The organism is Bradyrhizobium sp. BR14999 (assembly GCF_056106085.1).
In genome coordinates this window covers 3,550,829-3,577,053 of record NZ_CM148536.1, presented here as the reverse complement: position 1 = coordinate 3,577,053, position 26,225 = coordinate 3,550,829, and the positions used below count along the sequence as shown (strand labels likewise).

The following is a 26,225-nucleotide window of genomic DNA, read 5'->3' as shown; positions in this document are numbered from 1 at the left end:
TGTGAATCAGGGGGACAGGTGAGTCAATGCGTGGTGGCTCGCCTCGCCTCTCCCCGCGTGCGGGGAGAGCCTGGATTTTACGCGCAGCGGAAAATCCGGGTGAGGGGGAGCTTCAGCAAGGACGGTAGCAGATGGACTCGCGGAGAGTCCCCCCTCACCCGGAATTTGCTGTCGCAAATTCCGGCCTCTCCCCGCAGGCGGGGAGAGGCGAAGAGATCACACCCCCGCCGCGTTGGTCGCGATCACGTTGCGATAGAAGCTGGCGCTGAGCTTTGGGGTGCGGACCTGGGTGTCGAAATTGACGTGGTAAAGGCCGAAGCGCTTGTTCAGCCCGTACACCCATTCGAAATTATCCATCAGGCTCCAGAGGAAGTAGCCGCGCACCGGCACGCCCTCACTGGTGGCACGCTGGAGCTGGGCGAGATAGTTGCGCAGATACATGATGCGGTCGGTGTCGTAGATCTTGCCATCGGGCCTCACCACGTCATCGCCGGACGTGCCGTTCTCGCTGATATAGATCGCGTCCGTCTTCCAGATCTTGGCAGCCAGCTTCGGCACCCAATAGATCGTCTCGGGTCCGACGCGCAGCCAGTCCGAATTCATGTGCGGGAACGATTTCGGGATCGGCAGCGGCATGAAGCCGGCCCCCTGGTCGGAAGCAACCACGTAGTTCTGCGGCGCGTAGATGTTGAGGCCGAGGAAATCAACCGGCGAGGAGATGATCTTCAGCTCCGCATCGGTGTATTTCGGCGCGTTGGCCCCCGCGAATTTCAGGAAGGCGTCGGTATACTGGCCCGTCATGATGACGTTGAGATAGCCGCCATTCATCTCGCGTAGCGCGATCTCAGCGGCGCGGACGTTCTCCGGCGTGTCGATCGCGGGCGCGCAGGCATCGATGTTCTCGGCCGGTCCAACCCTGGTGCCGTGGCGGCCATGGGCGCGCACGGCCTGCACCGCGAGTCCGTGCGCGACCGCGCTGTTGTGCCTGATCTGGTTGAGCTCGGCCTGCGGCAGCGTCAGGCCCGGCGCGTCGATGCCAATGCCGTAACCGAAATAAACGAAGCGGCCGCTCTCGTTCAGCGTGAACACGTTCTTGACCCGGTCGGTCAGATGCGCGGCGACATAGGCCGCGTAGTCGCCGAAGATCTTGCAGGTCTCGGTCGAGCGCCAGCCGCCGAAGCGATCCTGGAGCGATTGCGGCAGATCCCAATGATAGAGCGTCAGCCACGGCTCGATGCCGTTCTTGAGGAGCTCGTCGACGAGCCGGTTGTAGAAGTCGAGCCCTTTCGGGTTCGGCTTGCCATCGCCATCCGGAAACACCCGCGGCCAGGCGACCGAAAAGCGATAGGCCTTGCAGCCGAGCTCCTTGATGAGCGCGATATCCTCCTTGTAGCGGCGATAATGCTCATTGGCGCGGTCGCCGGTAGTGCCGTCCTCGATCTTGCCGGGGATGCGCACGAACTTGTCCCAGATCGAAGCCCCTCGCCCATCCTCGTTGACCGCGCCCTCGACCTGATAGGACGAGGTCGCCGTGCCCCAGACAAAGCCCGCCGGAAAGCCGGTGCCGGCGCGCGGCGGCGGTGCCGGGTTGACCTCGACGGCCCCAACGGGATTTGCCATTCCGGCTGCGGACAGCCCCGCGATTTTCGCGAATTGGCGACGCGAGACCTTGTCCGACATTGATGCTGCCTCCTGAGATGGTTTGGGCCAGACGCCCGACGCTTCGGCGCGGACGCTCAGGCATTATGTCCGGCTTCGACGTCCTGGAAAGTCGGCAAGCTGGGGCCTCCTCCCCATAGTTAACTCATTCAACGCGTTTTCCGCAGCGCAATTAATCTAAGCTTCAGGTCTCGCCTATAGGCTGCACTCAGAAAAAACAGTCCCTTTTTGGTTGCGAAAATGCCTCCGTCGTCAATTGCCGCCAATCCGCGGCGGGCCGCGCAAGGTCGCGAAAAGTGGTCCACGTTCTTTGGCACGCTCGATTCGCCCAACGTGCGGCTCCTCGCGGGCGGGCTGCTGATACCAAACCTAATCTCGCTGGCAACGATGGCTTCATTGGTCGATATCGGCTTGCCGCCGCGGACCATCGCCATCGCTCTCTATGCCAGCATTGCCATCCTGGCGCGGCGTATTCCCTTCATGCTCACGGTCGCGCTGTTTCTTGCCGTGCTCACCTTCGACATTGTGCAAACGTTGTCTCTCATGTTCGGCATCGGGCTGAGTGATCTAATGGCAGCTGTCGACCACGCGAGGCGCATCAATTTCTTCGCCTCACCGCTTTATTTCGCTTTGATCGTCACACTCGTCATGACGACGGGCGTAAGCCTGGCATGCTTAAGGCCGCGCGCCATGCTTATGAATGCGAACATACCGGTTCTCTTCTTCTTGGCACAGGCGTTCGGCGTGATGGACTATGTCAGCAACGCGTCGCCACACTACCATTTCGGCTCCACGATGGGACGCCACGAGCCGATCCAATCCGCTGCGGAGGTGTCGGGTTTTAGGCAGGCAGCAGGGGCCGACGGAAACAACGTCGTCCTGGTGATCGTCGAGAGCTTGGGCTACCTGAAGGACCAGAACGCCCGAACGCGCATAGCAGAACCCCTGTATGATCAAAGTCTGACCAGGGACTACACCATCACCTCCGGAAAAACGGTCTATTTCGGTTCGACGACATCGGGCGAGATGCGGGAACTATGTAATACGCGCACATTCTACACAGAGTACGTTCAGAATGACACCAACACCTGCCTGCCGGATCTGCTGGCCGCACGAGGTTATAGCAACATCGCCGTGCACGGCTTCGCTGGAGGTATGTTCGAGCGTGAGCAGTGGTATCCGACAATCGGCTTCGACCAGGAACTCTTCCGCGACGAGCTGGTCAGAACGACCCGCCGCGTATGCGGCAGCGCCTTCGCCGGCGCGTGCGATGCAGATCTCGCGCCCGTGATTTCGGCGGCCTCCCGCGAAGCGGGAAAGCAAGGCAAGCCACGGTTCATCTATTGGCTCACACTGAATACCCATATTCCGGTCGCGCCTGGTCAAGCTCTGACGGATTTTCATTGCGAGACCGACGGCGGCGTCTTCGGTCGACCCAAGGTTTGCAGGATGGCCGAACTTTGGCACGACGTATTCGCCGTCGTCGCAAAGATAGCTCGCGACCCAGCCGTGGCGCCGGCCGACATCCTGGTGGTCGGCGACCATGCGCCGCCGTTCTGGTCGAGACATGACCGCGCCCAATTCGAGCCCGGTCAAGTGGCTTGGTACAGGCTCCAGCCACAGCGAGCGTCTCCTCCGCCGATGCAGGACGCTCACAACCAACAGCGAGCATCGACAGACGACGCGGCAAGTCTAAGCCTCGTCAATTCGCGATGATTGATTTGCATAATGTCAACGGAAGTGCAGCGGGGCGGATAGCAGTCGAAGTGCGCAATGACCGAGCAGCGGTATTGCGCATGTCTGTCGCTCTCGTCCTCGAAGATCTGTAAAGTGGCTTCACGCCCTCAAGGTTGTCCAGCTGCCGTTTTGCCGCTATCAGCCCAGGTATCGGAGGCCAGCGCGATGCCTCTCCTCGCTCAGCGCGAGCGCTTCGGCAACTTCGGCAGCTTGTCGGGATTGAACGCCGGCATCTGCTCGGATCGTTCAGGTGCCGGTGGCTGCTGTTCCGTCAGGATGAGCGTGCCCTGGAGGATCATTCCTGGGACTTGTACGGCGGTCGCCGTGTAGGTCGCGATCTTGCCGGGGCAGTTTCCTTCGATGGTCAGCGTCAGTTCATCGTCGTTGCCGAACACCGTTGCGCGTCCATCGGTATGACGCTTCGTCGATACAGTGGCGGTGAAGCGATCTCCATCGACCTGACAGGAGCCATGATACGTCATCAGGCTGTCGCGGCCCCAGATCTGTCCGTCTGCGACATGGACGATGCCGGTACCCTGGTCGAGCGGCGTCTTGTACCAAGCCGCGTAGGTGCCGTCCTTCAGCATGGGAGCCGTCTCCCCTGGTATTCCCAAGCGGATAGTCCGCATCATTAGCGCTAAGAAAGCGTTAATCGCGCGGCCCGTGCCAATCCGGTCTGTCCTTGCGCAGCTCGGCTTCAAGCTCTTCGATGATGCTGTGAAGCAGACACGCGGCGAGCGGATCTGTCACTTCCCGCTCCAGGCGCCTGTAACGCGCGATCTGGAATTCCTGCTCTTTCAACTGGTGCTCTGTCATCAGGCGGCCCTCCGGCGAACCGACGCGCAGACGGCCGGAGAGTTTCGTTAAAATTTTCGGATCATTTGCGATGGTTTCTGTTTGGTTAAACGAGCAATGCGGCGGCGAGGAATTCAGGGTGCAGCCGATCTCGTGCCATCCGCCCGATCGCGGAGGCCGCTCTCGATCAATCAAGCCATGTCGCTTGGAAAAGCGGACGTGGAACGCCGACGCGCGTCCGCTACGGACGAACAGGCGACATCAAAGCTGCCGGTTGGGAGAATCAATTCGGGCGCGCCTCGAACGCTCGGCTTCGTTCCTCGCTACTTCTTTTTCACCGCCCCGAAATCCGGCTGCCAAGCGGCTTCCTTGCGGCTCGGCGCCGCGGCGATCACCTTGGCTTTTTCCTTCTTCGGCTTCTTAGCTTCGCGATTGCCGCGTTGCTGGCCCTTCGCCATGTCGCTCTCCTTTGGTGGTTTGAGTTCGTCGAGTTCGTTCGACTGCAGCACCCGTCCACGCGGAGTGCAGACCCTGACGTCCATGTAGCCCTCGCGCAGCAGTTTGCGCGCGAGCCGCAGCGCGACCGTTGCACTGCCGCGGCCGACATTGGAGCTTCCGTACTCCTTGGTCCCACTGACCAGATACGGCACGCGGGTTGCCCTAGCCATTGAGGATGGCAGTTCCACACACGAGAAGCAGCAAAAACAACGGAACGATCACCGGCGGCACGATCCATTCCGAGATGCGAACACGAGACATCGAATGCTCCTGCGAGGCCTTCGGCGGGAGCACACGTGACCCTCAGTCACCGGTCGAAGCCGTTGAGACGTGCGGTGATGGCGGCGAGCCTACGCCCGTGCCGAGCCAATAGCGAGCGTTAAATGCGGCGCGGGGGACGGCTCCGCTGTGACATCTTCGTTTGCCGGCGGGTCACGATAGTGCTGGCTATTGCTGCGCGAAGGGCGCATGGTCGCGACAGCCAGCATCGGTTGGGCCTTCACTTGCGAAAGGCAGGCGTGCATGACCATCCGCTCGCGGCGACAAACCGTCAACTTCAAGCATCCGTTCCGCATCCGCGGCATCGAGCGCGTCTTGCCGGCCGGCACCTATGAGGTCGTCACCGACGAGGAGACGATCGTGGGCCTGACCTTCTCGGCCTATCGCCGCATTGCCACGATGATCACCATGCGCGCCGAAGGCGCTTGCGGCGCCACGGAGATGCTGTCGATCGCCTCGATCGATCTTGCGAACGCGCAAGCTGCGGACGCGAGCATCGCCTATGACTGACCAGCCGGTCGATCTCGACAAGCATCGCGGCATGGCCGCGCAGAAAGCAACCGACCTGCGCCGCGCGTTGGCTGACGTCGAGGCCAATCTCCGCGAGCTGCGCGAGCGCGAAGCCGATCTCGAAAACCGCATGATGACGGTGCCTGCCGCGTCCTGGCCGGAGGCGGCAGTGAAGGCGCGTCATCTGCTCAACCTCTATGCTGCGAGTCTGCCTGCCGAGGATACGCGCCATCGCGCGCTGGTGGCAGCACTGTTCGACGATTTCGCCCGGCTATCGGGGGAGGGCTGAGGCGAACGCCGGCCGCCTGCATTCGCGACGCGTGCCATGCTCGGGCGACCGGGAAGCGGGCGCGGGAGATGATTGGAGGCACGATCGTGCCGGGTCGCAATCAGGTACCGGAGCAAGCCATGACATTGACCAGCGGCCGCTTTATCAGCCACGAATACGACCGGATGATCGTCCGGTTCTCGATGCATGACGGTGCCAGGGAGATTCCTTGCGCGATCTCCACCTCCGCGATGGACTATCTCGAGCGCGGGCCGCAAGTCCGACCCGAGCAGCGGGAAGCCCAGTTCACGCGCCTGCGGGATCGCATCGAAGCTCGAGCGGCCAGCAAATATCGCGCGACAGAGTTCGAAGGCACGCCACCGGGCATCGTGCTGCGAGGCATCGATTTCAGACCATAGCCCGACGGCATGCTTCCCAATGACGGCGCTCTCTATTCCGCCCGTGCCTTGATCTCGGGCAAGGGTGGCTTGCGCTCAAACGGTTTCTTTTTCGGCGGCGCGGGCAGCAAGCCCTCTCGGATCGCCTGCTTCCGAGCGAGCTTGCGGGCCCGGCGAATGGCTTCAGATTTCTCGCGGGTCTTTCTCTCGGACGGCTTTTCGTAGGAACGCCTCTGCTTCATTTCCCGGAAGACGCCCTCGCGTTGCATCTTCTTCTTGAGAACACGAAGTGCCTGCTCGACGTTGTTGTCTCTGACAAGTACGTGCAATTGATTCTCCTCGCTCAGGGCTGCGGATGCGACACGTCCTGCTGGCAGCCAATTGCGCAGGAGTTTCATTGCGACTTTTGAGGATAGTGGCGGCGACATTCGTCGCGGCTGAGCCGATCTGCTTGTCACAGCGATGCAGCTTGGTAGCATCCACGTGACCACTCTCGTGCAGTACTGTCAATCGATAACGTCTTGCTTGCATGTCGACAGAGGCGCGCGAGGCGCCTCGAATAGCTTTGCCAGCGCCCAAGAAGCGTTCAAGACGCCGGCGCGATAATCGCCTTCAACGCCACCGACGAAACTTAAAGGGGCCGATCACATGCCGGAAAGTGCAGGTCGTGCCTAGAATCAAGCCAGACTGCGGGATCATCACTTTCTTGCTCGCGTCCGGCGCAAATCGGCAGACGTGCCGGCTCGCGACGACATTCAACACGCAGAAGCAGGCCTTCAGCTATCTCCAGAAGCATCGAACGGAGTTCGAGCGCATGGCGCGGGCGCGACATTGTTCTGTCAGGGCTTCGAGGGCTTTTGATCCCAGGGGCGCTTGCCGTCCGCGTCACGATCCCAAGGCCGCGCTGTGGGCGCACTCTTCTCGGCCTCGGCCGCTTTCGCGCGGTCAACCTTAACCTGTTCGCGATCGGTAAGCGGCGGCTTTTGAGTGGAACTGACTTGAGCGAGGACCGGAAATGTGGTGACCAGCGCAACCATAAGGAATTCCATCATCCCAGTGTTTAGCACTGATATCCGAACGCGTCCGATTTAGTTTGCCGAAGCTCACGCGTCTGCTTCGGATCAAAGCAGACATGGCGCAGCGCCGGTGCAGGTAGTGCATCGAGCACACTCAGAACGTCACCCGCATGCCCGCATAGAACGCCCTTGGCCGTGCCGGGCTGAGCGAGCGCGGGTCGATGAACTCTGCGCCGCCATTGGTGAAGTTGGGCAAGGCTTCGCGGTCGAAGAACTGGCCGTAGGTCGCGTAACGCTTGTCGAAGACGTTGTCGACGCGGCCGTAGAGCTGGACGTTCTTCGTGACCTGGTAGGAGGTGTGGAGATTGAACACCGTGTAGGACGGTAGCCTCGCGAACTGATTCGACTCGTCGCCGACCAGATGCTGGCTGGAGACGAACAGCGCGTTGCCGCCAACCTTCCAGACGTCGGTCACGGCGTAGTCGACGCCGATCTTGACGCGATGGCGCGGGATCGCGGGGATTTGGTTGCCGGGCGAGACGTGGATGGTCTCGGTGACAGGATCCCTGAACGGGCTCTCGGAGCCGAGTTCCAGCGGGTCAAGGAAGCGCGCGTCGAGGAAGGCGTAGCTCGCCTGAAACTGGAGCGTGGGAGACTTGATGTTGACTTCGGCTTCGAATCCCTGCCGGCGCGTCCGGCCGACATTGGAAAAATAGCCGAAGCCGGTGCGCCCGACGGCGGGTACCGCAACAATGTCGTCATAGTTGGTGGCTCGGAAGCCGCCGATCTTCCATCCGAGCGTGCCGATGTTCAGCTCCTTGCTGCCGCGCAGGCCCGCTTCCACGGTCTTCGACACGACCTGCTTCAGCGGCGGGTCGGAGACGAGAAACGCCGCAAGCAGGCAGGGACGGGCTGGATCGGCACAACCGAGCTCGAGCGGCGTCGGCACGCGGTTGGCCTCGGAATAGCCGGCATAAGCGGTCAGCTCGGGCGTGATCTTGTAGGTGCCGCCAACCACCGGATTGAACCGGGTGAAGGTGTGATCGCCGTTGAGGTCGGTCCCGAGCTGATCTTCCAGCGTGATGCGCGCCACGTTGAAGCGGCCCCCGCCGGTGACGGCGAAGGCGTCCGTGACGTTGAACGTATCCATCGCGTAGATGCCGTTATACTGATTGACGGTCCGCAACGAGATAGGACCGGCAACCGGATCCGGCGTGCCGGTCGCTCCCAAGAAGACGCCGCTGCCGCTGACGACGTAGTTTTCTCCGATCGAGCCGATCTCGGCGGTCGCATTATAGCGCGTGACACTGGCGTCATAGGTGGCGCCCATCACGAAGCGGTTGTCGTGGCCTAACAGTTGATCGGTGTTGGTGGCCTGCCCCGACACGCCGAGAGTGGTCGACCTTATCGTGCTCCGGTCGATCTCGCCGAGGATGGTGCCCGAGGCAAAGGGATTGGCGAGCTGAAGACCGTTCGTGCCGTTCGCCGGCGTCGTATCGTCGCCGAAGCACAGCAGCCCTGCAATGGCACATTCCTGCACATCGGTCGGATTGCCGTCGACGAGCTTCTGCTCGTAGCGGCGCACATGGGCGGTGCCTTCGAGCGTCCAGGTCGGCGTCGCATCGACCTTGCCGGTGAGGTTGAGATAGCCGACGCGATTGCTCGTGGTCTGCGGTGTGGTGTAGGTCGCGCCCCAATATTTGTCGAGCAGCTCGGCCGGAACGGTGGCGCTGGCGCCGAAATCGTTCTTGGCGACGCCCATGCTGGCGTGGAATTCACTGTCGCCGGCCTTGTAGCCGACATCGCCGTAGAAGCGCCGCACGTCCGATCGGGAGAAATTGCGGAAACCGTTGTCGTGCAGGCCTTCGAGCGCGGCATAGACGCCAAAATTCTTGTCGACCTGCTTGCCCCATTGCGCTGAGCCCTGGATGCGGCCGAACGAGCCGCCCATGACATCGAGCTCCGCATCCTGATAGGTGAAACCGTCCTTCATTTGCAGGTTGATGGCGCCGCCCAGCGCGTTGAGGCCGAAGGCGGGATTGTTGGTCACCAGCGTCACCGACCTGATCGCGGCGGTGGGGATCAGGTCCCAATTGACGGCGTCCGAGAAGGCTTCGTTGATGCGGACGCCGTTTTGGTACACGGCGAGGCCTTGCGGCGTGCCCGTCACGGGCGAGGCGACAAAGCCGCGGAACTCGACATCCGGCTGAAACGGATTGCCGGTGACTTCGCTGATGTTGACGCCGGCGATGTTGTCGCGCAGTGCATCGGTGACGTTCAGCGAGCCGGTGCGCTTGATCTGGCTTGCATCGACGGCATTGATCGACGACGGGACCTTGTCGACGTCGAGACCTCGGCCGGTGCCCGGTGCGGTCGGATAGACGTAAATGCGTGTCCTGGGGCTCGCGGACGACGGCGCGCCTACGCGGGCGACCGGTCGCGATGGCGCAGTGCGCCTCGCCGTCGATGGCGGTGGTGCGGTCACCTCGACCGGCGGCAGGTTCTGAACGTTGGTCTCATCGTCCTGCGCCGCCGCGGCAGGGCCTGCAAAGACCAATCCCGACATCAGCCCCGTCGACACCGAGGCCATCAACAAACGACGCTTGAACGAAAGACCCTTGCCCATCCCCGCCTTCCAATCCGTGACCACCGGCTGTTTTGATTTTCGCCGTTTGGTCGAGACAAGTGTAATCAGCGGCAGTGGGTGCGCCAGCCACAAAAGGTCGGGAGATATCCGCACCCGTTTTCCCGACCAAATCGGGAATTCTTCCCGATGATGTCGGGCGCGATCAGGCCGCCGCCGTCGGAACCAGCGCCTCGACGGTCAAACCGCTCTCGCCAGAGACGACATTGAGCGTGCCGCCCAGCGCCAGGATCCGCTCGCGCATGCCGACGAGGCCGAAGCCGAGCTTGTGCCCCGGCTCCATGCCGCGGCCATTGTCGCTGACCCTCACCCGGGCGCAGACGCGACCATCACGGGTCGCCTGCTCCGCCGGTTCAATGACGACGTTGACCGAGGTTGCGCCGGCATGGCGGAACACGTTGGTGAGCGCCTCCTGCACGATGCGGTAGATGGTGAGGTCGGCGGTCTCGCCGGTCGCGCCCAGCGCGGGCGAAATCGAGGTCTCGATCGTGACCTCGGGATGCGACTCCCGCCATAGCCGCGACAGCGATTCGAGCGCCTGGCGCAGGCCAAGCTCGGCGAGGCCGACGGGCCGGAGCCGCTCCAGCACGCGGCGGGTGAACTGCTGGAGCGCATTGATCTGCTCCAGCAAGGCGCTGCCGTGCTTTCGGACGGCCTCCGCACTCGGCGCACGTCCGTCCGCCAGCTTCGCCAGCGCGCTGGCATGAGCGCGCAGCGAGAACAGATACGGCCCGAACTCGTCATGCAGCTCGCGCGCGATCTCCTTGCGCTCGACGTCCTGGAGCGACACCGCACGCTCGGCAAGGCGCCGCTTGTCCTCGACCGCCTCGCCGAGCGCTGCCGCGAGATGATTGAGCTTGCCGCAGATCGCGGCGAGTTCGGGCGCGCCGCCCGGCGTGACCCGAGCGTCATAATGACCGCCCTCGATCTCGGCCATGGTCTCGGCCAACGACTGGAGCGGCACCAGCGCCCGGCCGACCACATTCATCATCACCAGGAACAGCACGACCGCGATAACCGAGCCGACCTCGAGCTGGGTCACGATGCTGTCCCAGATTTCGGCCATTTCGTCGTTCGGATGCGAGGTGATCACGAGCGAGCCGGGCTTGCCATGGATCGAGACGGGCACGCTGACCGCGGTCTGCTCAGGATGAACCAGGCTGACGAACCAGGCCGGCGGCCCGCGCGTCTCGGCGTCGGCATCAGGCCGGGGCGGCGTCAGCGGATGGCCGCCGGCGTCCCGAAGCGCGATGCTGACATGGCGCAGACGGCTGAGATCGCGCGCGATCTGGTTCAATCTCGCATCCGGATCGGGCGCCTCGTTGAGATCGGCAACGATCATCTCGATGAACTCGCGCGCGAGTCGGATCACGCTCTGGTCCTCGGCCTGCACGCGCGGCCCCGCCTCCGCAACCTGGCGGCCGATATTGACGGCGAGCCCGAGTGCCAGCAGCAGCGCCAGCAACAGGTTGATGCGCCCGCGCAAGGATAGATTTTGCCACATTGGTATCGCTCGTGCCCCGCGAAGGTTTTGCCCGCGCCTGTCCGATGACGTTGACAGAGGCGAAGCGGCGGATATCTAATCGGAAGCGTACAGCAATCCCGGCCGGGTTGCATGAGGCGACGTGAGACGCGCGCGTCTTGCCTGGTCGGCCCTCATGCGGCGCAGAACAGGCCGAGGCTGTCGCGGGGAACGCCTATGCGCATTCTGATCGTCGACGATCATCCCATCGTCGCCTCCGGCTGCCGTGCCGTGCTGGCCGACGAGGGCGAGATCGAGATTTTGGAGGCTGCCGATGCCGAAGACGGCGAGTGCGTCTTCATCGTCGAGCGCCCCGACCTCTGCATCATCGACATCAACCTGCCGACCGTCTCCGGTTTCGAGCTCGCGCGCCGCATCCTCGAGCGCGCGCCCGAGGCCCGCATCATCATGTTCAGCATGAACGACGATCCGGCCTTCGCCGCGCGCGCGATCGAATGCGGCGCCAAGGGCTACGTTTCCAAGACCGGCGACCCCGACGACCTCGTCGAGGCGATCCGCGCCGTCGGCGGCGGCGGCACCTACCTGCCGAGCGCGATCGCGCGCAGCATTGCCTTTGCGGGACCGATGCTGGCGCAAAGCCCGCTGTCGAAGCTGAACGCGCGCGAGATGGAGATCCTGCGGCTGCTCAGCGCCGGAAAAAGCCTGTCCGAGATCGCCTGGCTGGTGCAATCGTCCTACAAGACGGTGGCCAACACCTCCTCGATCATGCGACAGAAGCTCGGGGTGAAGACCTCGGTCGAGCTGGTGCGTCTGGCGATCGACAGCGGCGTTGCCTGACATCGCCACAAATTTCGGTCATACAAGCGTTGCAATCTTGATGTGGTGAGATGCCACGGAGCTTTTGGGCATGACGATTCAGACTGTCTCGACGAACAAATCCTATGGCGGCGTGCAGGGCGTATACCGCCACGCGAGCCAGGCGACCGGAACCGACATGGTGTTCTCGGTCTATGTCCCCCCGCATGCCGACGGCGCCAAGCTGCCCGTGGTCTGGTACCTCTCCGGGCTCACCTGCACGCATGCCAACGTCACCGAGAAGGGCGAATTCCGCAAAGCCTGCGCCGAGCTCGGCCTGATCTTCGTCGCGCCCGACACCTCACCGCGCGGGCCCGACGTGCCTGGTGATGCCAACAACGCCTATGATTTCGGCCTGGGCGCCGGCTTCTACGTCGACGCGACGCAAGAGCCGTTTGCACGCAACTATCGCATGTGGAGCTACGTCACCGACGAGCTGCCGAAGCTGGTGACGGAGAATTTTCCAGTCGACGCCAAGCGGCAATCGGTGATGGGGCATTCGATGGGCGGCCACGGCGCGCTGACGGTGGCGCTGCGCAATCCGCACCGCTACCGCGCGGCAAGCGCCTTCGCCCCGATCGTGGCGCCCTCGCTCGTGCCCTGGGGCATCAAGGCGCTGACCGGTTATCTCGGGCCGAACAAGGACGCCTGGCGCAGCCACGACACGGTGGCACTGATCGAGGACGGCGCGAAATTCTCCGGCTTCCTGATCGACGTGGGTGAGGCCGACAACTTCCTGAAAGAACAGCTCAAGCCGGAGCTGCTTGAAGCCGCCTGCACCAAGGCGAGCATCGCGTTGACGCTGCGGCGCCAGGCGGGCTACGACCACAGCTACTATTTCATCTCGACCTTCATGAGCGATCATCTGCACTGGCATGCGGAGAGATTGAAGGGGTGAGCTTTCTCCTCTCCCTCTCCCCGTTCTTACGGGGAGAGGGTTGGGGTGAGGGGCCGCCTCCGCAAAAACGGTAACAGTTGGAGTCGCGGAGACTCCCCCTCACCCGGAATTTGCTTTCGCAAATTCCGGCCTCTCCCCGCAGGCGGGGAGAGGCGAAGACCTCACGGCCGCCCGTAATTCGGCGCCAGCAAGCGGTTGCGGATCAGATAGCTCATCGTTCGCGTCCAGGATTCATCGCTGTTGCCGCGCATGTCGGCGCTGGCGACCGTGATCATGTTGCCGGATTTCACGTCGCGCAGATAGATGTTCAGGTTGATGATCAGGTTCGAGACCTTCTGCACGAGCCCGGTGATCTCCAGCTCGGCGCCGAGCTGCCCGGCGAGCTTGAGGTCGCAGCCGCCGCAGGCTTGCAGGTTCGCGTGACGGGCGGCATCCCTGATTGGGGCGATGTCGAGCACCTGGAACCTGCCTGAATCAGCCAGCTCCTTGCGCAGCTGCTCGCTGATGCGCTCCAGCCGCGCCAGCTCGGGCCTCGAGCCGTAGAACTCGCCAGGCAGGCTGGTGTCGATCAGCTCGAAATCGAACACCGCCAGTTTCGGCGGGTCGGCGAGCGCGACCGATCCGGTCAACAGCAAAGCGGCCAGACGTATCAGTGCTCGCACGATCGTGATTCCAGTCCCCATGCGCGCGAGGACGAAATGCGGGGTTGCATGCCCTGACAAATTGGTCATGCTTTAGCAGAGACAATTCTCCAACGGCGGTCAAGCCGGAGAGATCGTCCGGAGGAAACATGATCCGATGGTTGGTCGGCCTGATCGGCTTGGGTGTTGCCGCGACGAGCGCGCTCGCGGCGGACCCTGTTGCGATCGGCGTCGGCTATCTCGGCGTCGCCGGCACCAGATCGACGCTGTCGCTGGTCGAGCAGCCCGCGGAGAATGACGGTGTCGCCGGCGCCCGTCTCGCCATCGAAGACAACAACACCACCGGAAAATTCCTGGGCCAGCGCTTTACGCTGGAGGAGCGCCGCATCAAGGAAGGTGAGGATCCAGTCCAGGCCGCGACTGCGCTCGCCGAGAAGAACGGCTTCATCATCGCCGACCTGCCGGCCGATGCGCTGCTGAAGGTCTCGGACGCCTTGCGCGATCGCGGCACCCTGCTGTTCAACGTCGGCGCAATCGACGAGCGGCTGCGCGAGGCCGATTGCCGCACCAACGTCATCCACACCGCGCCGACGCGCGCGATGCTGGCGGATGCGCTCGGGCAATATCTGGTGTGGAAGCTGTGGAAACGCTGGCTGCTGGTGGTCGGCTCGCATGACGAGGACAAGCTGTTCGCCGATGCACTCCGGCGCACCGCAACGCGGTTCGGCGCCAAGATCGTGCAGGAGCGCACCTTCGAGGACAAAGGCGGCGCGCGCCGGACTGACTCCGGCGTGACGCTGATCCAGCGCCAGATGCCGGTGTTCACGCAGCAGGCCCCGGCGTACGACGTGCTCGTTGTCGCCGACGAGAGCGAGGTGTTCGGCGCGTATCTGCCCTATCGCACCTGGGATCCGCGCCCCGTCGCGGGCTCGGCCGGCCTCGTGCCGCGCAGCTGGGATGCCGCGCAGGACCAGTGGGGCGCGATCCAGATGCAGAACCGCTTCGTCAAGCTGAATTCGCGGCGCATGACCGCGCTCGACATGCAGGCCTGGACCGCGGTGCGCATGATCGGCGAAGCCACCTCGCGCACCAATTCCGGCGACGTCAAGAAAGTCACCGACTTCATCAAGGGCCCGGATTTCTCGGTCGCCGCCTTCAAGGGCACGCGGCTCACCCTGCGCGACTGGAATCTCCAGCTGCGCCAGCCGATCCTGCTGGTCGACGGCCGCATGGTGGTAACGGTGTCGCCACAGGAGGGATTCCTGCACCAGGTCTCCGAGCTCGACACGCTCGGCTATGACCGCCCGGAGAGCAAATGCAAGTTGAAATGAGGACGCAGATGTTGCGCATGTGGCGTGTGGGGCTCTTGTCCGGACTGACGCTGGCGGTAGCGCCCGCGCATGCGTTCATCGCCTATGTCTCGAACGAGAAGAGCAACACGGTGTCGGTGATCGATACCGACAGCTGGACCGTGACCAAGACCATCAAGGTCGGCCAGCGCCCGCGTGGCATCGATTTCACACGCGACGGCAAGTTCGTGATGGTCGCGGTCGGCGACGACGACACCATCCAGGTGATCGACGCCAAGACGCAAAGCGTGGTGGACAGCCTGCCCTCCGGCCCCGACCCTGAATTGTTCGCCCAGGATGCCGCCGGAAAGGTCCTCTACGTCGCCAACGAGAACGACAACACGGTGACCGTGATCGATCTCGAGAAGCGCGCCCGGCTCAGCGACATCCAGGTCGGCGTCGAGCCCGAGGGCATGACCATCAGCCCCGACGGCAAGATGCTGATCAACACGTCCGAGACGACCAACATGGCGCATTTCATCGACACATCCTCGCGCCAGATCGTTGCCAATGTGTTGGTCGATGCGCGGCCGCGCTTTGCCGAGTTCAAGCATGACAGTTCGGAATTGTGGGTGTCTTCGGAGATTGGCGGCACCGTCTCGATCATCGATCCCGGGAAGCACGAGGTGATCGGCAAGGTCACCTTCGAGATTCCGGGCCTGCGGAAAGAGGCGATCCAGCCGGTCGGCATCGGCATGACCAAGGACGACAAGACCGCCTTCATCGCGCTCGGCCCCGCCAACCGCATCGCCGTTGTCGACGTCGCGACGCGCAAGGTGACGAAATATCTGCTGGTCGGACAGCGGGTCTGGCACATGGCGTTCACGCCGGATGAAAAATACCTGCTCACCACCAATGGCGTGTCCAACGACGTGTCCGTCATCGACGTCGCCGCGCAAAAAGTGATCAAGACAATTCAAGTGGGCGAACTGCCGTGGGGCGTCGCGATCGCGCCATGACCAGCCCTGCCCCCATCGGTGAGCCGCGCGAGACCTCGAGGCCGGAAGCGGCCGCGGTGCCGGCGCTGTCGATCGACGGCGTCAGCCATTCTTACGGGCCGCGACGGGCGCTGACCGATGTCTCCTTCAACGTGCAGCCGGCGAGCTTCACGGCGTTGCTCGGCCTCAACGGCGCCGGCAAGAGCACGCTATTTTCACTGATCACGCGCCTGTTCGGCATCCAGGCTGGTCGTGTCTCCATCTTCGGTCACGACATCAGCAAGAGCCCTGGCGAGGCGCTGCGGCTGCTCGGTGTCGTGTTCCAGCCGCGTACGCTCGATCTCGACCTCTCGCTGACGCAGAACCTGCTCTATCACGCCGCGCTGCACGGCATCAGCCGGCGCGAGGCGGCTGCACGTAGCGCCGAGCTGCTCGGCCGCATCGGGCTCGAAGAGCGCGCCGGCAGCAAGGTGCGCGATCTCTCGGGCGGGCAGATGCGGCGGCTCGAGATCGCACGGGCACTGCTGCACCGGCCGCGGCTGCTGTTGCTGGACGAGCCGACCGTCGGCCTCGATGTCAAGGCGCGCGCCGACATCATCGGCCATGTTCGCCAGCTCGTGACCGAGCAAGGCATCGGCGTGCTCTGGGCCACGCACCTGTTCGACGAGATCATGCCCGGTGACGATCTCGTGGTGCTGCACCAGGGCAAGGTGCTGGCGCAGGGCCCGATGAGCCGCGTCGTCACCGAAGCCGGCGCGCAGGACGTCAACACCGCCTTCATGCGCCTGACCGGCGCACAAACCATGCCGGGAGGCGGCGCATGAGCAGCATCACCACCCGCGAGGCGCCGCGCGGCTTCTCGTTCGCCGAGTACATGACCTGCCTCACCGGCATCGTCTGGCGCGAGGGCCTGCGCTTCCTGCATCAGCGCGAGCGCTTCGTCTCGGCTTTGGTGCGGCCCTTGGTGTGGCTGTTCATCTTCGCCGCCGGCTTCCGCCAGGTGCTCGGCATTTCCATCATCCCGCCCTACGAGACCTACATCCTCTACGAGGTCTATATCGCGCCTGGCTTGATGGCGATGATCCAGCTCTTCAACGGCATGCAGTCCTCGCTGTCGATGGTCTATGACCGCGAGATGGGCAATATGCGCACGCTGCTGGTGAGCCCGCTGCCGCGCGGGTTCCTGCTGTTCTGCAAGCTGCTCGCGGGCACCGCGGTGTCGCTGCTTCAGGTCTATGCATTCCTCTTGATCGCCTGGTTCTGGGACATCACCCCGCCGCCATCGGGCTATCTCACCGTGCTGCCGGCGTTGATCCTGTCCGGGCTGATGCTGGGCTCGCTGGGGATGCTGATCTCCTCCGGCATCAAGCAGCTGGAAAACTTCGCCGGCGTGATGAATTTTGTCATTTTCCCGATGTTCTTCGCCTCCTCCGCGCTCTATCCGCTCTGGCGGGTCCAGGAGGGCAGCCCTTATCTGTATTACCTCTGCGAGGCCAATCCGTTCACCCATGCGGTCGAGCTGATACGATTCGCGTTGTACGGACAGATCAACTGGATTTCGCTGGCGGTGGTCGCGATCTGCACAATCGTCTTCATGATCGGTGCGATTTTCGCCTATGATCCGTCGCGCGGGCTGGCGCGACGCGGGCCTGCGGGAGGCGAAGGATGAAGGTTCTGGTCCTGGCTGCCATGGCAATTGCGCTGTCGAGCACGGCCGCGCGCGCGGCCGATTCGCGCTATCCGGACTGGCCCTGCACCCAGGCCAAGGTGCCGGAGATTTCGCTGGCGGCTGTCTGGGCCGGCCCGCCGCTCGACGACGTCCAGAACAAATGGAAGGACGATGCCAAGATCAGCGCGCTGGTCGCAAAGCTGTCGGCGCGCAAGACGCCGCTCGACGAGGCCGAGAAGTCGGTGAAGGAGTTTCTGGCCGCCTCCGCGTCCGACAAGACCGCGAATGCCAAACTGCTGTTTGCCGGCCTGTTCGACACGCTCAACGCCCAGCGCTCCCAGGTGATGAACGGGCTCGAACGCGTCAGCCGCAAGCAGCGCGAGGCCGCCGACAAGATCCGTGAGGAGACGCTGGCGCTCCAGGCGCTCCAGGGCGCAACGCCGCGCGAAGATGCCAAGGTCGAGGCGCTCAGCAACGAACTGATCTGGAAGACCCGCATTTTCGAGGATCGTCACAAAGTGGTGCGATTCGTCTGCGAGGTTCCGACCACGATCGACCAGCGCCTGTTCGCGCTCGGGCGCGTGATCCAGCAGGAAATGGAATAGCGTCAGGCTCGCTGACGGCTCACCAAAGTTCCCGTGATATCAGCGCGATCGTTAACCTTTCGCCGCGCTATCTGGCGGAACCAAATCGCTCCAGGATGTCTTGTCGAAGTCAATCCAAGACATCCGATCAGGACATCGGGAGGCCTCGATGGGAACTACAAAATTCAGCTTCGCGGGCGCTGCGGTCATCACCATGCTCGCATCCAGCGCCTTTGCCGACGACATGACCGGAATGGTCACGCGGATCGATCGGCTCAATGGCACGATCTCGATCCAGCAGACGCAGAAAGGCACGGTCGGCGCCAGCTCAGGCAACGCCGGCGCGCTCCAGGAGTACAAGGCGAAGGACGCGGCAATGCTGGAGGCGGTCCATGCCGGCGACAGGGTCAGTTATGCAGCCACCGAGACGAACGGCACGGGCACGCTGACGAAGTTGGAGAAGCAGAAGCCGTAGCACTGGTCCAGATCGTCATTGCGAGCGAAGCGAAGCAATCCAGAGTTCCTCCGCGGAATGATTCTGGATTGCTTCGCGGAGCCTGTCATCGGGCCGCGCTTCGCGCGGACCCGTTGGCTCGCAATGACGAAGGGGGAGCGCTGTGTCTATTGCTGACAGCGTGATCGCGGAGGCTCCCCTCACGCTAACCTAAGCGCGGCGAGGCAGCGCACCTCGGCCAATCGTTACTGCTCTGGGCGCGGCTCGGGCTGCGCTTCCTCGGTCGGGAGCTTTGCGCTCTCCCAGCCGTCGGTGCCGTCAGGGTACCAGGCGATGTTGGAATAGCCGTAGGCCAGCGCGCGCTTGGCGGTGTTCCAGGACATCCAGCAATCGGCCAGGCAATAGATCACGAGCAGCGCGGCCTTGTCGCCGTGCGATGCAAGCGCGAGGCCGCGCTGGAGATAATCGTCCATGGCGGGCGGCAACGCGCCGTAGCCGGTGTCCGGCAGCCACAGGCTCCCCGGAATGTTCCTGCGCGGCGCATCGCGCCACACGGTGCCGGCAGGAAGGTTCTTCGGTTTCGGCGGGCGCGGCATCACGTCGACGAACGCACCGCTCTTCGCGCGCCAGATCGCCTCGGCTTCCGCCGTCGTCAACACACGCGCGCCCACAAGCGTCGCTGGCACCGGCGCGCGGTAATTGTCGGTGCGATATCCCTCGGGCTCGAACGGCTCCTGCTGCTGCGCCAATGCCTGCCCTGCCAGAACAGCGGCGAGCAGCGCAACGGCAAGATGCCGCTTCATGGCGTCTTCTTGACCGTCTCCGCGCCGAGCGGCCGATCGCTCTCGTCGAGTAGCGGAACGCCGAAGTCGAGCAGGATCTTGTTGATCTCGCCCTGGTTCTCCTGGATCAACTTGTTCAGCTGCCGCTTCCAGTTCTGGTCGGCGGAACGCACGCCCATGCCGATGCGATAGACCAGCTTCGGCCCGGTGGTCTCCTTCACCAGTGGCGTAACGTGGAGCGAAGAGCCGGCCTTCTTCGCATAGTAGCCAGCCATCGGGCCCCACAGCACGCCGGCGTCGATCTTGCCGGCGGCAAGATCGTCGATCATGGCCTGCGCCGAATTGTCGAAGCGGGTGTCGATCATCAGCGGATAGGGCTTTGCATCGCCCATCAGACCGGCGATCGCCATGTTGGTCGCCGGCGGCGTGCCAGCGACGATGCCGACATGCTTGCCTTTCAGGCGCGCGTCTTCCAGCGTATCGACGTCCTCAAGCCCGCTGCCGGCTTTGGCGACCAGCGCATAGGTCGTGCGGTAATAGGGATTGGTGCCCTGCACGAGGTCGTCGCCTTGCGGGAAGCCCATGATGACGTCGCAGCGATGCGCACCCAGCGTCATGCGCACGAAGCCGGTGGCCTGCGGGAAGAACACGTAGTCGAGCTTCTTCTGGAGCTTGTCCGCCAAGAACTCGGCGAGCTTGTTCTCGAACCCCTCGCCCTTCTCGTTGGAGAACGGCAGATTGCGCGGATCGGCGCAGACGCGCAGCACCTTCGGGTCCACCAATTCGAAGGAGAGGTCGCCGGTGTCGTTGGTCTGCGCGATCGCAGCATCGCCGAACGCGCAGGATGCCATCAGGACCCACAGTGAAAACAACCAGCGACGATGTCGTCCGGCCTCCGTCATCGCGCTTCCTCCTCGTTTTGTTTGAATGCTATCCATGCAACGCATGACGCGCCAACTTTTGCCAGCTTGGTGTTGGCTTTGCTTTGCTGCAGCGCAATGCAGCAAACCCTCTGAACTGAGGCGGAAAAGTGTCTTACGTCGCTTCAATGATCGCAGCCCTATCCCTGGCGGGGATCGTCACGTTAGCACGCGCCGGGGCATCCGAATTGCCTGTGAGCGAAGTCGCGCCGGGAATCTTCGTACACTCCGGGACCATCGCCCTGATGACCCGCGCGAACGAGGGCGACATCGCCAATGTCGGCTTCATCGTGGGCGATGACGCGGTGGCTGTGATCGATACCGGCGGCAGCTACCGCGAAGGCGAGGCGCTGCTGGCCGCCGTGCGGGCGAAGACGCCCAAGCCGATCCGCTACGTCATCAACACCCACGGCCATCCCGATCATGTTTTCGGCAATGCCGCCTTCGCCGCCGGAACCACCACCTTCGTCGGCCATAGCAAGCTTCCGCAGGCGCTCGCGGCGCGTGGGCCTTTCTATCTCGACAATTTCCGCCGCATCATGGGTAGCGAGCTGATTGATCCCGTGAAGATCATTGCCCCTACCCTGCTCGTTTCGGACATGACGACACTCGATCTCGGGTCGCGCCGACTGGCTCTGCGCGCCTGGCCAGCCGGGCACAGCGACGCTGATTTGACCGTGTTCGACGAGACGAGCAAAACCCTGTTCGCGGGCGACCTCGTCTTTCTCCGCCACATTCCGGTCATGGACGGCAGCATCCGCGGCTGGCTCGACACGCTGAAGGGATTGGAGGCCATGCCGGCGCTGCGCGTCGTTCCTGGTCACGGCCCCGTGAGCGACTGGCCTGCTGCACTGACCGATGAGCGACGCTACCTGTCGACGCTGCTGTCCGATGTCCGCGCTCTGAACAAGAAGGGCGAACCGATCCGAACCGCCGCCGACAAGGCCGCTGCGTCGGAACGTCCGCGCTGGGAATTGTTCGAGGACTACAACGCCCGCAACGCGACCGCAGCATTCTCGGAAATTGAATGGGAGTAGCGGGCGCGCTACGATGGGCGAAACGCCCGCAGGACCGTGACCATGATGGCATGCACTCGCCGCCTGACCTTGACCGCCGTACTGCTCGGCATCGCCTTCGCCGTGCCGGCGCAGGCGGAAGAGGCCTATGATCCCTGGCCGGGCCTGGTGCAGGACATCTTCAATAGCCGTCCGATGAACGACGGCAGCACCGTCATCGGCATCGAGATGCCCTATCGCGCCGAGGACGCAGCCATCGTGCCGGTGACCCTGCGCAGCAAACTGTCGCCCGGCGATGCGCGCCGCATCCGTTCGATCACGCTGGTGATCGACCGCAACCCGGCGCCGATGGCCGCCAAATTCGAGCTCGGGCCGGATGCCAATGTCACGGAAATCTCGACGCGCGTGCGCGTCAACAACTACACCGACGTGCATGCGGTGGCCGAGCTCAGCGACGGCCAGCTCTATGTCTCGAAGGTCTATGTGAAGGCCTCCGGCGGCTGCTCGGCGCCGGCGGGCAAGAACATCGAGGAAGCCAGGAACCGGCTCGGCCAGATGCGCTACCGGCAATTCGCACGCGAGGAGGCGCCGGCGAGCCGCGTGCGCGAGGCGCAGATCATGATCGGCCATCCCAACAATTCCGGCCTCCAGATGGACCAGGTCACGCAGCTCTATATCCCGGCCTTCTTCATCAACCAGCTCAAGCTGACGCAGGACGACAGCCCCGTGCTGTCGATGGAAGGCGGCATCTCGATCTCGGAAGATCCCAATCTGCGCTTCACCTATGTCTCCAACGGCGCCAAGCGCTTTCGCGCCGAGGCGAAGGACACTGATGGGCACGTGTTCCGCAATGAGTGGGACGTGGAGAAGCCGGGGACGTGAAGATTTCTTACCCTCTCCCCCTGTGGGAGAGGGTGCCTCGCGAAGCGAGGCGGGTGAGGGGTCTCTCTCCGCGAGCGCAACTTTCAACGTCTGAGCAAGAGCAGAGATACCCCTCATCCGGCGCTTCGCGCCACCTTCTCCCACAAGGGGAGAAGGATGACACCGTCTGTGCCGCTACACTAGAAACACCGCACCTCGGCTTCGGCCTGTGCGCGCCTCAAATCATTCACCGCCGAATTTGCCTGCTCCGAGGTGCGGAACTGGACGCCGAGATTACCGCGCACCTGGGACATGCTGAGCGCGGTCTCCGCGGTGACGTAGCGCGCATAGGGCATTATCGAGGCGACCACGTCGATCGAGCAGGAACATTGCTCGATCGTAGACCGCGTCTCGCCATTGGCCTTCATGCAGCCATAGACGTACTCAGCGCGTGCCGACGTCGGATAATCATTGGCGTCCTCGGCCCGCGCCCCGCATGCGGTCGCCGCCAATACCGCCAATGCGGCGACAATCGGTCGTAGCCGTCCCGCCAGTTTCATGCGCATCCTCCCGATGGTTGCGACCAAAGCTATGCTATGCCTATTGTCCTGAAAAGCACTCCGTCAGAGGAAACGGCTCACAAGGTGATGAGAGCACTTGGTGCGATAAAGGTATTTGGTCGAACATTGGCGCTCGCGGTGACGCTGGCGTTGACCCTAGCCGCACCCGCCCGCGCCGCGGAGACCATCCGCCTTGCGGTGCAGAAAACCGGAACATTCTCCTGGGAGCTGGCCGCGATCCGCGCGAACGGTCTGGACAAGGAGGCCGATTTGTCGCTGGAAGTCAGCGAGCTCGCGAGTACCGAGGCCGGCAAGATCGCGATGCGCGCAGGCAGCGCCGACATCATCCTGTCGGACTGGCTGTGGGTGTCGCGCGAGCGCGCGCTCGGCGCCAAGCTCACCTTCTATCCCTATTCCAGCGCGCTCGGCGCGGTGATGGTGCCGGCGGCTTCGCCAATCAAGACGCTCGCAGACCTCAGGGGACGCAAGCTCGCCGTCGCCGGCGGAGCAATCGACAAGAGCTGGCTGCTGCTCCAGGCCCGCATGAAGCAGGACGGCATCGACCTGAAGTCTGCGGCGACCATCGTCTATGGCGCCCCGCCCCTGATCGCCGCCAAGGCGCTCGACGGCGAGATGGATGCGAGCCTCAACTTCTGGAATTTCTGCGCGCAGCTCGAGGCCAAGGGCTTTCGCCGCCTCGCCGGCATCGAGGACATCCTGCCAAAACTCGGCGCCAAGGGCGCGGTCGCCGCGGTCGGCTATGTCTTCGACGAGAGCTGGGCGGCAAGCCATCGTGACGCCGTGGCGCGATTCATCGCGATGACCCGGAAGGCCAAAGAGCTGCTGGTGACCTCGGACGCGGCCTGGGACAAGATCGCACCGCTTACCGGCACCACCGATCCGGCCATGCTCAAGACCTATCGCGACCGCTATCGCGACGGTATCCCGCGGCGGAGCATCGGCGACGAGGAGGCGGATGCGCGCGTGCTCTACCGCGTGCTCGCCGAGATCGGTGGCCGCGACCTCGTCGGGCCGGCGGCCGAGCTCGATCCCGGCACCTTTTATCACGCGGTCCCCGGAGACTGAGGTGCTGCGTCTTCTGTCGTTTGCCCTGTTCCTCGCAATCTGGTGGATCGCCGCGCTGTTCGCCGGCGGCGCAAAGCTGCCCTCCCCGCCCGCCGTGCTCCAGGTGATGATCGCGGAGGCCGCGAGCGGCGCGTTGTTCCTGCATCTCGGCGCCACGCTGGCGCGCGTCACCCTCGCCTTCGTGCTGGCGATGTCGCTCGGCAGCGCCATCGGCTATCTGATGGGACGGGTGAAGCTTGCCGACCGGCTCGGCGATCCCTGGCTGATCCTGCTGCTCAATTTGCCCGCCTTGGTCGTGATCGTGCTGGCCTATATCTGGGCTGGCCTCACCGAGGCCGCCGCGATCGCGGCAATCGCCATCAACAAGCTGCCGACCGCCATCGTCACCTTGCGCGAGGGCGCCCGCGCGCTCGACCGCTCGCTCGACGAGATGGCGAGTGTATTCGCGATGCCGCGCTGGCGCGCTTTCCGCCACGTCGTGCTGCCGCAGCTTGCGCCTTATATCGCAGCCTCCGCGCGCTCCGGATTGTCGCTGGTATGGAAGATCGTGCTGGTTGCCGAGCTGTTGGGCCGTCCGAACGGCGTCGGCTTCGAGATCGGCGTCGCCTTCCAGCTGTTCGACACGCCGCGGCTGCTCGCCTATTCGCTGACCTTTGCCGCCGTCGTGCTCGTCATCGAAACCTTGCTGGTGCAGCCGTTCGAAGCCCGCGCAACACGGTGGCGGCCCCGTGCGGCTTGAGGTCGAGATCACAGGCAAGACGTTCAAAAGTGCCGCCGGCGGAACGCACGAGGTGCTGGCGCCGGTCAAGTTCACGCTTGAATCCGGCGAGGTCGGCGTGCTGATCGGCCCCTCCGGCTGCGGCAAGAGCACGATGCTGCGCATCATCCTGGGGCTCGATCACGAGTTTCAGGGGCGGATCGAACGGCCGCCGCAGGCGCGGATCGGCATGGTATTCCAGGAGCCGCGGCTGCTGCCGTGGCGTTCGGTCGAGCAGAATGTGCGGCTCGCTGCACCCGATGTCACCGATGCCAGGCTGTCGGAGCTGTTCAAAATCCTGGAGCTGGAGGCACATCGCAGCCATTTCCCCGGCGAATTGTCGCTGGGGCTTGCCCGGCGCGTCGCGCTGGCCCGCGCCTTTGCCGTCGAGCCGGATATTTTGGTGCTTGACGAGCCACTGGCATCGCTCGACGACGCTCTCGCTGGACGCCTGCGGGATGAGATTGCGACGCTCGTCGCGAGCCGGCCAATGATGACGCTTTTGGTGACACACAGCCTGGACGATGCAGTGCACCTGGGCGATCGGCTGTTCTTCCTGTCGGCCCGGCCAACGCGGATCGTGGCAGAGGTACCTATCGACATCCCACGCGACACTCGCGGCGAAGCCGAGATTGCGGCGATCAAGGCCGGCCTCGCCCAACGAACTCAAGGCGACCGCGCCGAGCGAGATATCTCATAGCCGGCCAGCTGGCGGATGTGCTAGATAGGCCGGCGGCGGAGTTGATGATGACGCGGACGGTCGCCCTCTCAACGCTTGCAACGCTTGGTCTTGCACTCGTCACGATGACGGCGGGCGCGCAGGACATGATGCGTGGTGTCGACCTCACCTCCCCCGCGATGGTCTCGGCCGAAATGACCAGGCCAGAGGTCGAAGCCGTGCTGGCCAAAGCGAGCGCCGCGCAGCCTGCCGATTTCACCGGCAAACGCCTGTCGGGCCTCGATCTCTCGGGGCTGGACCTGTCCAACGCGGTTCTGCGCGCCGCGCGGCTCAACAAGACAATACTCCGAGACGCCAAGCTTGACCGTGCTATCCTCGATCAGGCATGGCTGCTGGATGCGGATCTTACCGGCGCAAGCCTGAAGGGCGCCAATCTGTTCGCATCGCAAATGGCCCGCGCGCGTCTCGACAGCGCGAACCTGTCGGGAGCGCGCATCGCTGCGGATCTCACCGGCGCAAGCATGGTCGGCGCCTCGATCGCGGACGCGAAGCTTGGCGCCGATATGCGCAACCAGTCGATGGGGCTGATGCGCGCGGTGCTCAGATCCGCCAACCTGGAACGGCTGAACGCGCGCAACGCCGATTTGTCGCGCGTCGACCTCCAATTCGCGGCCCTCAGGGGCGCCGACCTGAGCGGCGCATCACTGAAAAACGCCGAACTCGGCGGAGCCGATCTGACCGGCGCCATCGTCATCGACGCCGATTTCGACGGCGCCGATCTCGTCTCGGCGAAGCTGATCGCACCGAACGGCCTTGACCGCGCCAAAAATTTCGACAAGGCAAAGAACCGCGAGCGCCTGATCAGGGAATGACGGCCCGCCTTTGGGAG

30 protein-coding genes are annotated in these 26,225 nt (G+C 63.7%); 18 read left to right on the top strand and 12 right to left on the bottom strand.

All coding sequences use genetic code 11. The annotated features are described in order from the left end of the window. Positions 1–216 precede the first annotated feature (216 nt). Positions 217–1,680, bottom strand: coding sequence for a GH1 family beta-glucosidase (locus tag ACR9YP_RS16465; protein WP_438106474.1), 1,464 nt, complete (start codon positions 1,678–1,680; stop codon positions 217–219). A 219-nt stretch (positions 1,681–1,899) separates the two neighbouring features. Between ACR9YP_RS16465 and ACR9YP_RS16460 the strand changes: the two genes are divergently transcribed. Beyond that, a complete protein-coding gene (locus tag ACR9YP_RS16460; protein WP_474220430.1) occupies positions 1,900–3,375 on the top strand; it encodes a sulfatase-like hydrolase/transferase in 1,476 nt (491 codons plus the stop codon). A gap of 200 nt (positions 3,376–3,575) precedes the next feature. Here ACR9YP_RS16460 and ACR9YP_RS16455 read toward each other — a convergent pair whose 3' ends face one another. The 3 genes from ACR9YP_RS16455 to ACR9YP_RS16445 all read right to left on the bottom strand — a co-directional run bounded on the left by ACR9YP_RS16455 (position 3,576) and on the right by ACR9YP_RS16445 (position 4,841). Beyond that, complete coding sequence (locus tag ACR9YP_RS16455; RefSeq protein ID WP_438106470.1) at positions 3,576–3,983, bottom strand: hypothetical protein; 408 nt, start codon at positions 3,981–3,983, stop codon at positions 3,576–3,578. Between the two features lie 61 nt (positions 3,984–4,044). Further along, positions 4,045–4,386: a hypothetical protein gene (locus ACR9YP_RS16450; protein WP_438110906.1), complete on the bottom strand. Its 342-nt coding sequence runs from the start codon at positions 4,384–4,386 to the stop codon at positions 4,045–4,047. A gap of 128 nt (positions 4,387–4,514) precedes the next feature. Further along, on the bottom strand, positions 4,515–4,841 hold the full coding sequence (locus ACR9YP_RS16445; RefSeq protein WP_474220429.1) for a hypothetical protein: 327 nt from the start codon (positions 4,839–4,841) through the stop codon (positions 4,515–4,517). A gap of 370 nt (positions 4,842–5,211) precedes the next feature. On the opposite strand from ACR9YP_RS16445, the gene ACR9YP_RS16440 reads away from it, so the two are divergent. From ACR9YP_RS16440 to ACR9YP_RS16430, 3 genes are all read left to right on the top strand, one after another. Beyond that, on the top strand, positions 5,212–5,478 hold the full coding sequence (locus ACR9YP_RS16440; RefSeq protein WP_474220428.1) for a hypothetical protein: 267 nt from the start codon (positions 5,212–5,214) through the stop codon (positions 5,476–5,478). Next, positions 5,471–5,767 carry a hypothetical protein gene (locus ACR9YP_RS16435; protein WP_091898391.1) on the top strand — a complete coding sequence of 99 codons (297 nt, stop codon included), beginning with the start codon at positions 5,471–5,473 and terminating at the stop codon, positions 5,765–5,767. The genes ACR9YP_RS16440 and ACR9YP_RS16435 overlap by 8 nt, the downstream gene beginning before the upstream one ends. 119 nt (positions 5,768–5,886) lie before the next feature. Beyond that, positions 5,887–6,165: a DUF1488 family protein gene (locus tag ACR9YP_RS16430; protein ID WP_130211800.1), complete on the top strand. Its 279-nt coding sequence runs from the start codon at positions 5,887–5,889 to the stop codon at positions 6,163–6,165. A gap of 32 nt (positions 6,166–6,197) precedes the next feature. On the opposite strand, the gene rpsU is transcribed toward ACR9YP_RS16430, so the two are convergent. From rpsU to ACR9YP_RS16410, 4 genes are all read right to left on the bottom strand, one after another. After that, positions 6,198–6,473 (bottom strand): 30S ribosomal protein S21, encoded by a 276-nt coding sequence (gene rpsU / locus ACR9YP_RS16425; RefSeq protein ID WP_027572522.1) that lies wholly within the window; start codon positions 6,471–6,473, stop codon positions 6,198–6,200. Positions 6,474–6,983: 510 nt separating this feature from the next. Continuing rightward, positions 6,984–7,181: a hypothetical protein gene (locus ACR9YP_RS16420; protein ID WP_474220427.1), complete on the bottom strand. Its 198-nt coding sequence runs from the start codon at positions 7,179–7,181 to the stop codon at positions 6,984–6,986. A gap of 133 nt (positions 7,182–7,314) precedes the next feature. Further along, positions 7,315–9,786: a TonB-dependent receptor gene (locus tag ACR9YP_RS16415; protein ID WP_474220426.1), complete on the bottom strand. Its 2,472-nt coding sequence runs from the start codon at positions 9,784–9,786 to the stop codon at positions 7,315–7,317. A gap of 163 nt (positions 9,787–9,949) precedes the next feature. Next, positions 9,950–11,308 (bottom strand): histidine kinase, encoded by a 1,359-nt coding sequence (locus ACR9YP_RS16410; protein WP_474220425.1) that lies wholly within the window; start codon positions 11,306–11,308, stop codon positions 9,950–9,952. A gap of 195 nt (positions 11,309–11,503) precedes the next feature. Between ACR9YP_RS16410 and ACR9YP_RS16405 the strand changes: the two genes are divergently transcribed. Both ACR9YP_RS16405 and fghA read left to right on the top strand, forming a co-directional pair. Then, positions 11,504–12,124, top strand: coding sequence for a response regulator (locus ACR9YP_RS16405; protein WP_474220424.1), 621 nt, complete (start codon positions 11,504–11,506; stop codon positions 12,122–12,124). Between the two features lie 70 nt (positions 12,125–12,194). Next, positions 12,195–13,040 carry an S-formylglutathione hydrolase gene (gene fghA / locus ACR9YP_RS16400; protein ID WP_474220423.1) on the top strand — a complete coding sequence of 282 codons (846 nt, stop codon included), beginning with the start codon at positions 12,195–12,197 and terminating at the stop codon, positions 13,038–13,040. Positions 13,041–13,201: 161 nt separating this feature from the next. On the opposite strand, the gene ACR9YP_RS16395 is transcribed toward fghA, so the two are convergent. Next, a complete protein-coding gene (locus ACR9YP_RS16395) occupies positions 13,202–13,771 on the bottom strand; it encodes a DUF3280 domain-containing protein (RefSeq protein ID WP_438106460.1) in 570 nt (189 codons plus the stop codon). 59 nt (positions 13,772–13,830) lie between these two features. Here ACR9YP_RS16395 and ACR9YP_RS16390 point away from each other — a divergent pair, with 59 nt between their 5' ends. The 6 genes from ACR9YP_RS16390 to ACR9YP_RS16365 all read left to right on the top strand — a co-directional run bounded on the left by ACR9YP_RS16390 (position 13,831) and on the right by ACR9YP_RS16365 (position 18,696). After that, positions 13,831–15,012 carry an ABC transporter substrate-binding protein gene (locus tag ACR9YP_RS16390; protein ID WP_474220422.1) on the top strand — a complete coding sequence of 394 codons (1,182 nt, stop codon included), beginning with the start codon at positions 13,831–13,833 and terminating at the stop codon, positions 15,010–15,012. Next, positions 14,997–15,989 (top strand): YVTN family beta-propeller repeat protein, encoded by a 993-nt coding sequence (locus ACR9YP_RS16385; RefSeq protein WP_474220421.1) that lies wholly within the window; start codon positions 14,997–14,999, stop codon positions 15,987–15,989. The genes ACR9YP_RS16390 and ACR9YP_RS16385 overlap by 16 nt, the downstream gene beginning before the upstream one ends. After that, entirely contained in the window at positions 15,986–16,792 is an 807-nt protein-coding gene (locus ACR9YP_RS16380) for an ABC transporter ATP-binding protein (RefSeq protein ID WP_438106456.1), read from the top strand. Before ACR9YP_RS16385 ends, ACR9YP_RS16380 begins: the two co-directional genes overlap by 4 nt. Further along, positions 16,789–17,637 carry an ABC transporter permease gene (locus ACR9YP_RS16375; protein ID WP_128939285.1) on the top strand — a complete coding sequence of 283 codons (849 nt, stop codon included), beginning with the start codon at positions 16,789–16,791 and terminating at the stop codon, positions 17,635–17,637. The genes ACR9YP_RS16380 and ACR9YP_RS16375 overlap by 4 nt, the downstream gene beginning before the upstream one ends. After that, on the top strand, positions 17,634–18,242 hold the full coding sequence (locus ACR9YP_RS16370) for a hypothetical protein (protein WP_438106452.1): 609 nt from the start codon (positions 17,634–17,636) through the stop codon (positions 18,240–18,242). Before ACR9YP_RS16375 ends, ACR9YP_RS16370 begins: the two co-directional genes overlap by 4 nt. 148 nt (positions 18,243–18,390) lie before the next feature. Next, entirely contained in the window at positions 18,391–18,696 is a 306-nt protein-coding gene (locus tag ACR9YP_RS16365; RefSeq protein WP_370991141.1) for a copper-binding protein, read from the top strand. A gap of 224 nt (positions 18,697–18,920) precedes the next feature. Here the strand turns inward: ACR9YP_RS16365 and ACR9YP_RS16360 are convergent, their stop codons facing one another. Both ACR9YP_RS16360 and ACR9YP_RS16355 read right to left on the bottom strand, forming a co-directional pair. Continuing rightward, a complete protein-coding gene (locus ACR9YP_RS16360; RefSeq protein ID WP_474220419.1) occupies positions 18,921–19,478 on the bottom strand; it encodes a PQQ-dependent catabolism-associated CXXCW motif protein in 558 nt (185 codons plus the stop codon). Further along, positions 19,475–20,359 carry a substrate-binding domain-containing protein gene (locus ACR9YP_RS16355; RefSeq protein ID WP_474220418.1) on the bottom strand — a complete coding sequence of 295 codons (885 nt, stop codon included), beginning with the start codon at positions 20,357–20,359 and terminating at the stop codon, positions 19,475–19,477. The genes ACR9YP_RS16360 and ACR9YP_RS16355 overlap by 4 nt, the downstream gene beginning before the upstream one ends. Positions 20,360–20,505: 146 nt before the next feature. Between ACR9YP_RS16355 and ACR9YP_RS16350 the strand changes: the two genes are divergently transcribed. Both ACR9YP_RS16350 and ACR9YP_RS16345 read left to right on the top strand, forming a co-directional pair. Further along, a complete protein-coding gene (locus ACR9YP_RS16350) occupies positions 20,506–21,414 on the top strand; it encodes a quinoprotein relay system zinc metallohydrolase 2 (protein WP_474220417.1) in 909 nt (302 codons plus the stop codon). A 42-nt stretch (positions 21,415–21,456) separates the two neighbouring features. Next, positions 21,457–22,275, top strand: coding sequence for a quinoprotein dehydrogenase-associated SoxYZ-like carrier (locus ACR9YP_RS16345; RefSeq protein WP_438106447.1), 819 nt, complete (start codon positions 21,457–21,459; stop codon positions 22,273–22,275). A 179-nt stretch (positions 22,276–22,454) separates the two neighbouring features. Here the strand turns inward: ACR9YP_RS16345 and ACR9YP_RS16340 are convergent, their stop codons facing one another. Next, entirely contained in the window at positions 22,455–22,814 is a 360-nt protein-coding gene (locus tag ACR9YP_RS16340) for a hypothetical protein (RefSeq protein WP_438106445.1), read from the bottom strand. A gap of 87 nt (positions 22,815–22,901) precedes the next feature. On the opposite strand from ACR9YP_RS16340, the gene ACR9YP_RS16335 reads away from it, so the two are divergent. From ACR9YP_RS16335 to ACR9YP_RS16320, 4 genes are read left to right on the top strand one after another with little or no spacing between them, the layout of a single operon-like run. Beyond that, complete coding sequence (locus ACR9YP_RS16335; RefSeq protein WP_438106443.1) at positions 22,902–23,900, top strand: ABC transporter substrate-binding protein; 999 nt, start codon at positions 22,902–22,904, stop codon at positions 23,898–23,900. A gap of 1 nt (position 23,901) precedes the next feature. Beyond that, on the top strand, positions 23,902–24,639 hold the full coding sequence (locus ACR9YP_RS16330) for an ABC transporter permease (protein ID WP_438106441.1): 738 nt from the start codon (positions 23,902–23,904) through the stop codon (positions 24,637–24,639). Beyond that, positions 24,629–25,357: an ABC transporter ATP-binding protein gene (locus ACR9YP_RS16325; RefSeq protein WP_438106439.1), complete on the top strand. Its 729-nt coding sequence runs from the start codon at positions 24,629–24,631 to the stop codon at positions 25,355–25,357. Before ACR9YP_RS16330 ends, ACR9YP_RS16325 begins: the two co-directional genes overlap by 11 nt. Positions 25,358–25,404: 47 nt before the next feature. Next, entirely contained in the window at positions 25,405–26,208 is an 804-nt protein-coding gene (locus ACR9YP_RS16320) for a pentapeptide repeat-containing protein (protein ID WP_474221065.1), read from the top strand. Positions 26,209–26,225: the final 17 nt, after the last annotated feature.

What these genes read in the sequence shown, in the direction of transcription:
- ACR9YP_RS16395 (WP_438106460.1), bottom strand. Translation starts at nt 13,771, where the DNA reads ATGACCAATTTGTCAGGGCATGCAACCCCGCATTTCGTCCTCGCGCGC.
- ACR9YP_RS16390 (WP_474220422.1), top strand. Translation starts at nt 13,831, where the DNA reads ATGATCCGATGGTTGGTCGGCCTGATCGGCTTGGGTGTTGCCGCGACG.
- ACR9YP_RS16430 (WP_130211800.1), top strand. Translation starts at nt 5,887, where the DNA reads ATGACATTGACCAGCGGCCGCTTTATCAGCCACGAATACGACCGGATG.
- ACR9YP_RS16440 (WP_474220428.1), top strand. Translation starts at nt 5,212, where the DNA reads ATGACCATCCGCTCGCGGCGACAAACCGTCAACTTCAAGCATCCGTTC.
- ACR9YP_RS16415 (WP_474220426.1), bottom strand. Translation starts at nt 9,786, where the DNA reads ATGGGCAAGGGTCTTTCGTTCAAGCGTCGTTTGTTGATGGCCTCGGTG.
- ACR9YP_RS16380 (WP_438106456.1), top strand. Translation starts at nt 15,986, where the DNA reads ATGACCAGCCCTGCCCCCATCGGTGAGCCGCGCGAGACCTCGAGGCCG.
- ACR9YP_RS16345 (WP_438106447.1), top strand. Translation starts at nt 21,457, where the DNA reads ATGATGGCATGCACTCGCCGCCTGACCTTGACCGCCGTACTGCTCGGC.
- ACR9YP_RS16365 (WP_370991141.1), top strand. Translation starts at nt 18,391, where the DNA reads ATGGGAACTACAAAATTCAGCTTCGCGGGCGCTGCGGTCATCACCATG.
- ACR9YP_RS16320 (WP_474221065.1), top strand. Translation starts at nt 25,405, where the DNA reads ATGACGCGGACGGTCGCCCTCTCAACGCTTGCAACGCTTGGTCTTGCA.
- ACR9YP_RS16465 (WP_438106474.1), bottom strand. Translation starts at nt 1,680, where the DNA reads ATGTCGGACAAGGTCTCGCGTCGCCAATTCGCGAAAATCGCGGGGCTG.
- ACR9YP_RS16375 (WP_128939285.1), top strand. Translation starts at nt 16,789, where the DNA reads ATGAGCAGCATCACCACCCGCGAGGCGCCGCGCGGCTTCTCGTTCGCC.
- ACR9YP_RS16355 (WP_474220418.1), bottom strand. Translation starts at nt 20,359, where the DNA reads ATGACGGAGGCCGGACGACATCGTCGCTGGTTGTTTTCACTGTGGGTC.
- ACR9YP_RS16335 (WP_438106443.1), top strand. Translation starts at nt 22,902, where the DNA reads ATGAGAGCACTTGGTGCGATAAAGGTATTTGGTCGAACATTGGCGCTC.
- ACR9YP_RS16435 (WP_091898391.1), top strand. Translation starts at nt 5,471, where the DNA reads ATGACTGACCAGCCGGTCGATCTCGACAAGCATCGCGGCATGGCCGCG.
- ACR9YP_RS16360 (WP_474220419.1), bottom strand. Translation starts at nt 19,478, where the DNA reads ATGAAGCGGCATCTTGCCGTTGCGCTGCTCGCCGCTGTTCTGGCAGGG.
- ACR9YP_RS16455 (WP_438106470.1), bottom strand. Translation starts at nt 3,983, where the DNA reads ATGCTGAAGGACGGCACCTACGCGGCTTGGTACAAGACGCCGCTCGAC.
- ACR9YP_RS16460 (WP_474220430.1), top strand. Translation starts at nt 1,900, where the DNA reads ATGCCTCCGTCGTCAATTGCCGCCAATCCGCGGCGGGCCGCGCAAGGT.
- ACR9YP_RS16385 (WP_474220421.1), top strand. Translation starts at nt 14,997, where the DNA reads ATGCAAGTTGAAATGAGGACGCAGATGTTGCGCATGTGGCGTGTGGGG.
- ACR9YP_RS16410 (WP_474220425.1), bottom strand. Translation starts at nt 11,308, where the DNA reads ATGTGGCAAAATCTATCCTTGCGCGGGCGCATCAACCTGTTGCTGGCG.
- ACR9YP_RS16370 (WP_438106452.1), top strand. Translation starts at nt 17,634, where the DNA reads ATGAAGGTTCTGGTCCTGGCTGCCATGGCAATTGCGCTGTCGAGCACG.
- ACR9YP_RS16405 (WP_474220424.1), top strand. Translation starts at nt 11,504, where the DNA reads ATGCGCATTCTGATCGTCGACGATCATCCCATCGTCGCCTCCGGCTGC.
- ACR9YP_RS16420 (WP_474220427.1), bottom strand. Translation starts at nt 7,181, where the DNA reads ATGGTTGCGCTGGTCACCACATTTCCGGTCCTCGCTCAAGTCAGTTCC.
- ACR9YP_RS16350 (WP_474220417.1), top strand. Translation starts at nt 20,506, where the DNA reads ATGATCGCAGCCCTATCCCTGGCGGGGATCGTCACGTTAGCACGCGCC.
- ACR9YP_RS16340 (WP_438106445.1), bottom strand. Translation starts at nt 22,814, where the DNA reads ATGAAACTGGCGGGACGGCTACGACCGATTGTCGCCGCATTGGCGGTA.
- fghA (WP_474220423.1), top strand. Translation starts at nt 12,195, where the DNA reads ATGACGATTCAGACTGTCTCGACGAACAAATCCTATGGCGGCGTGCAG.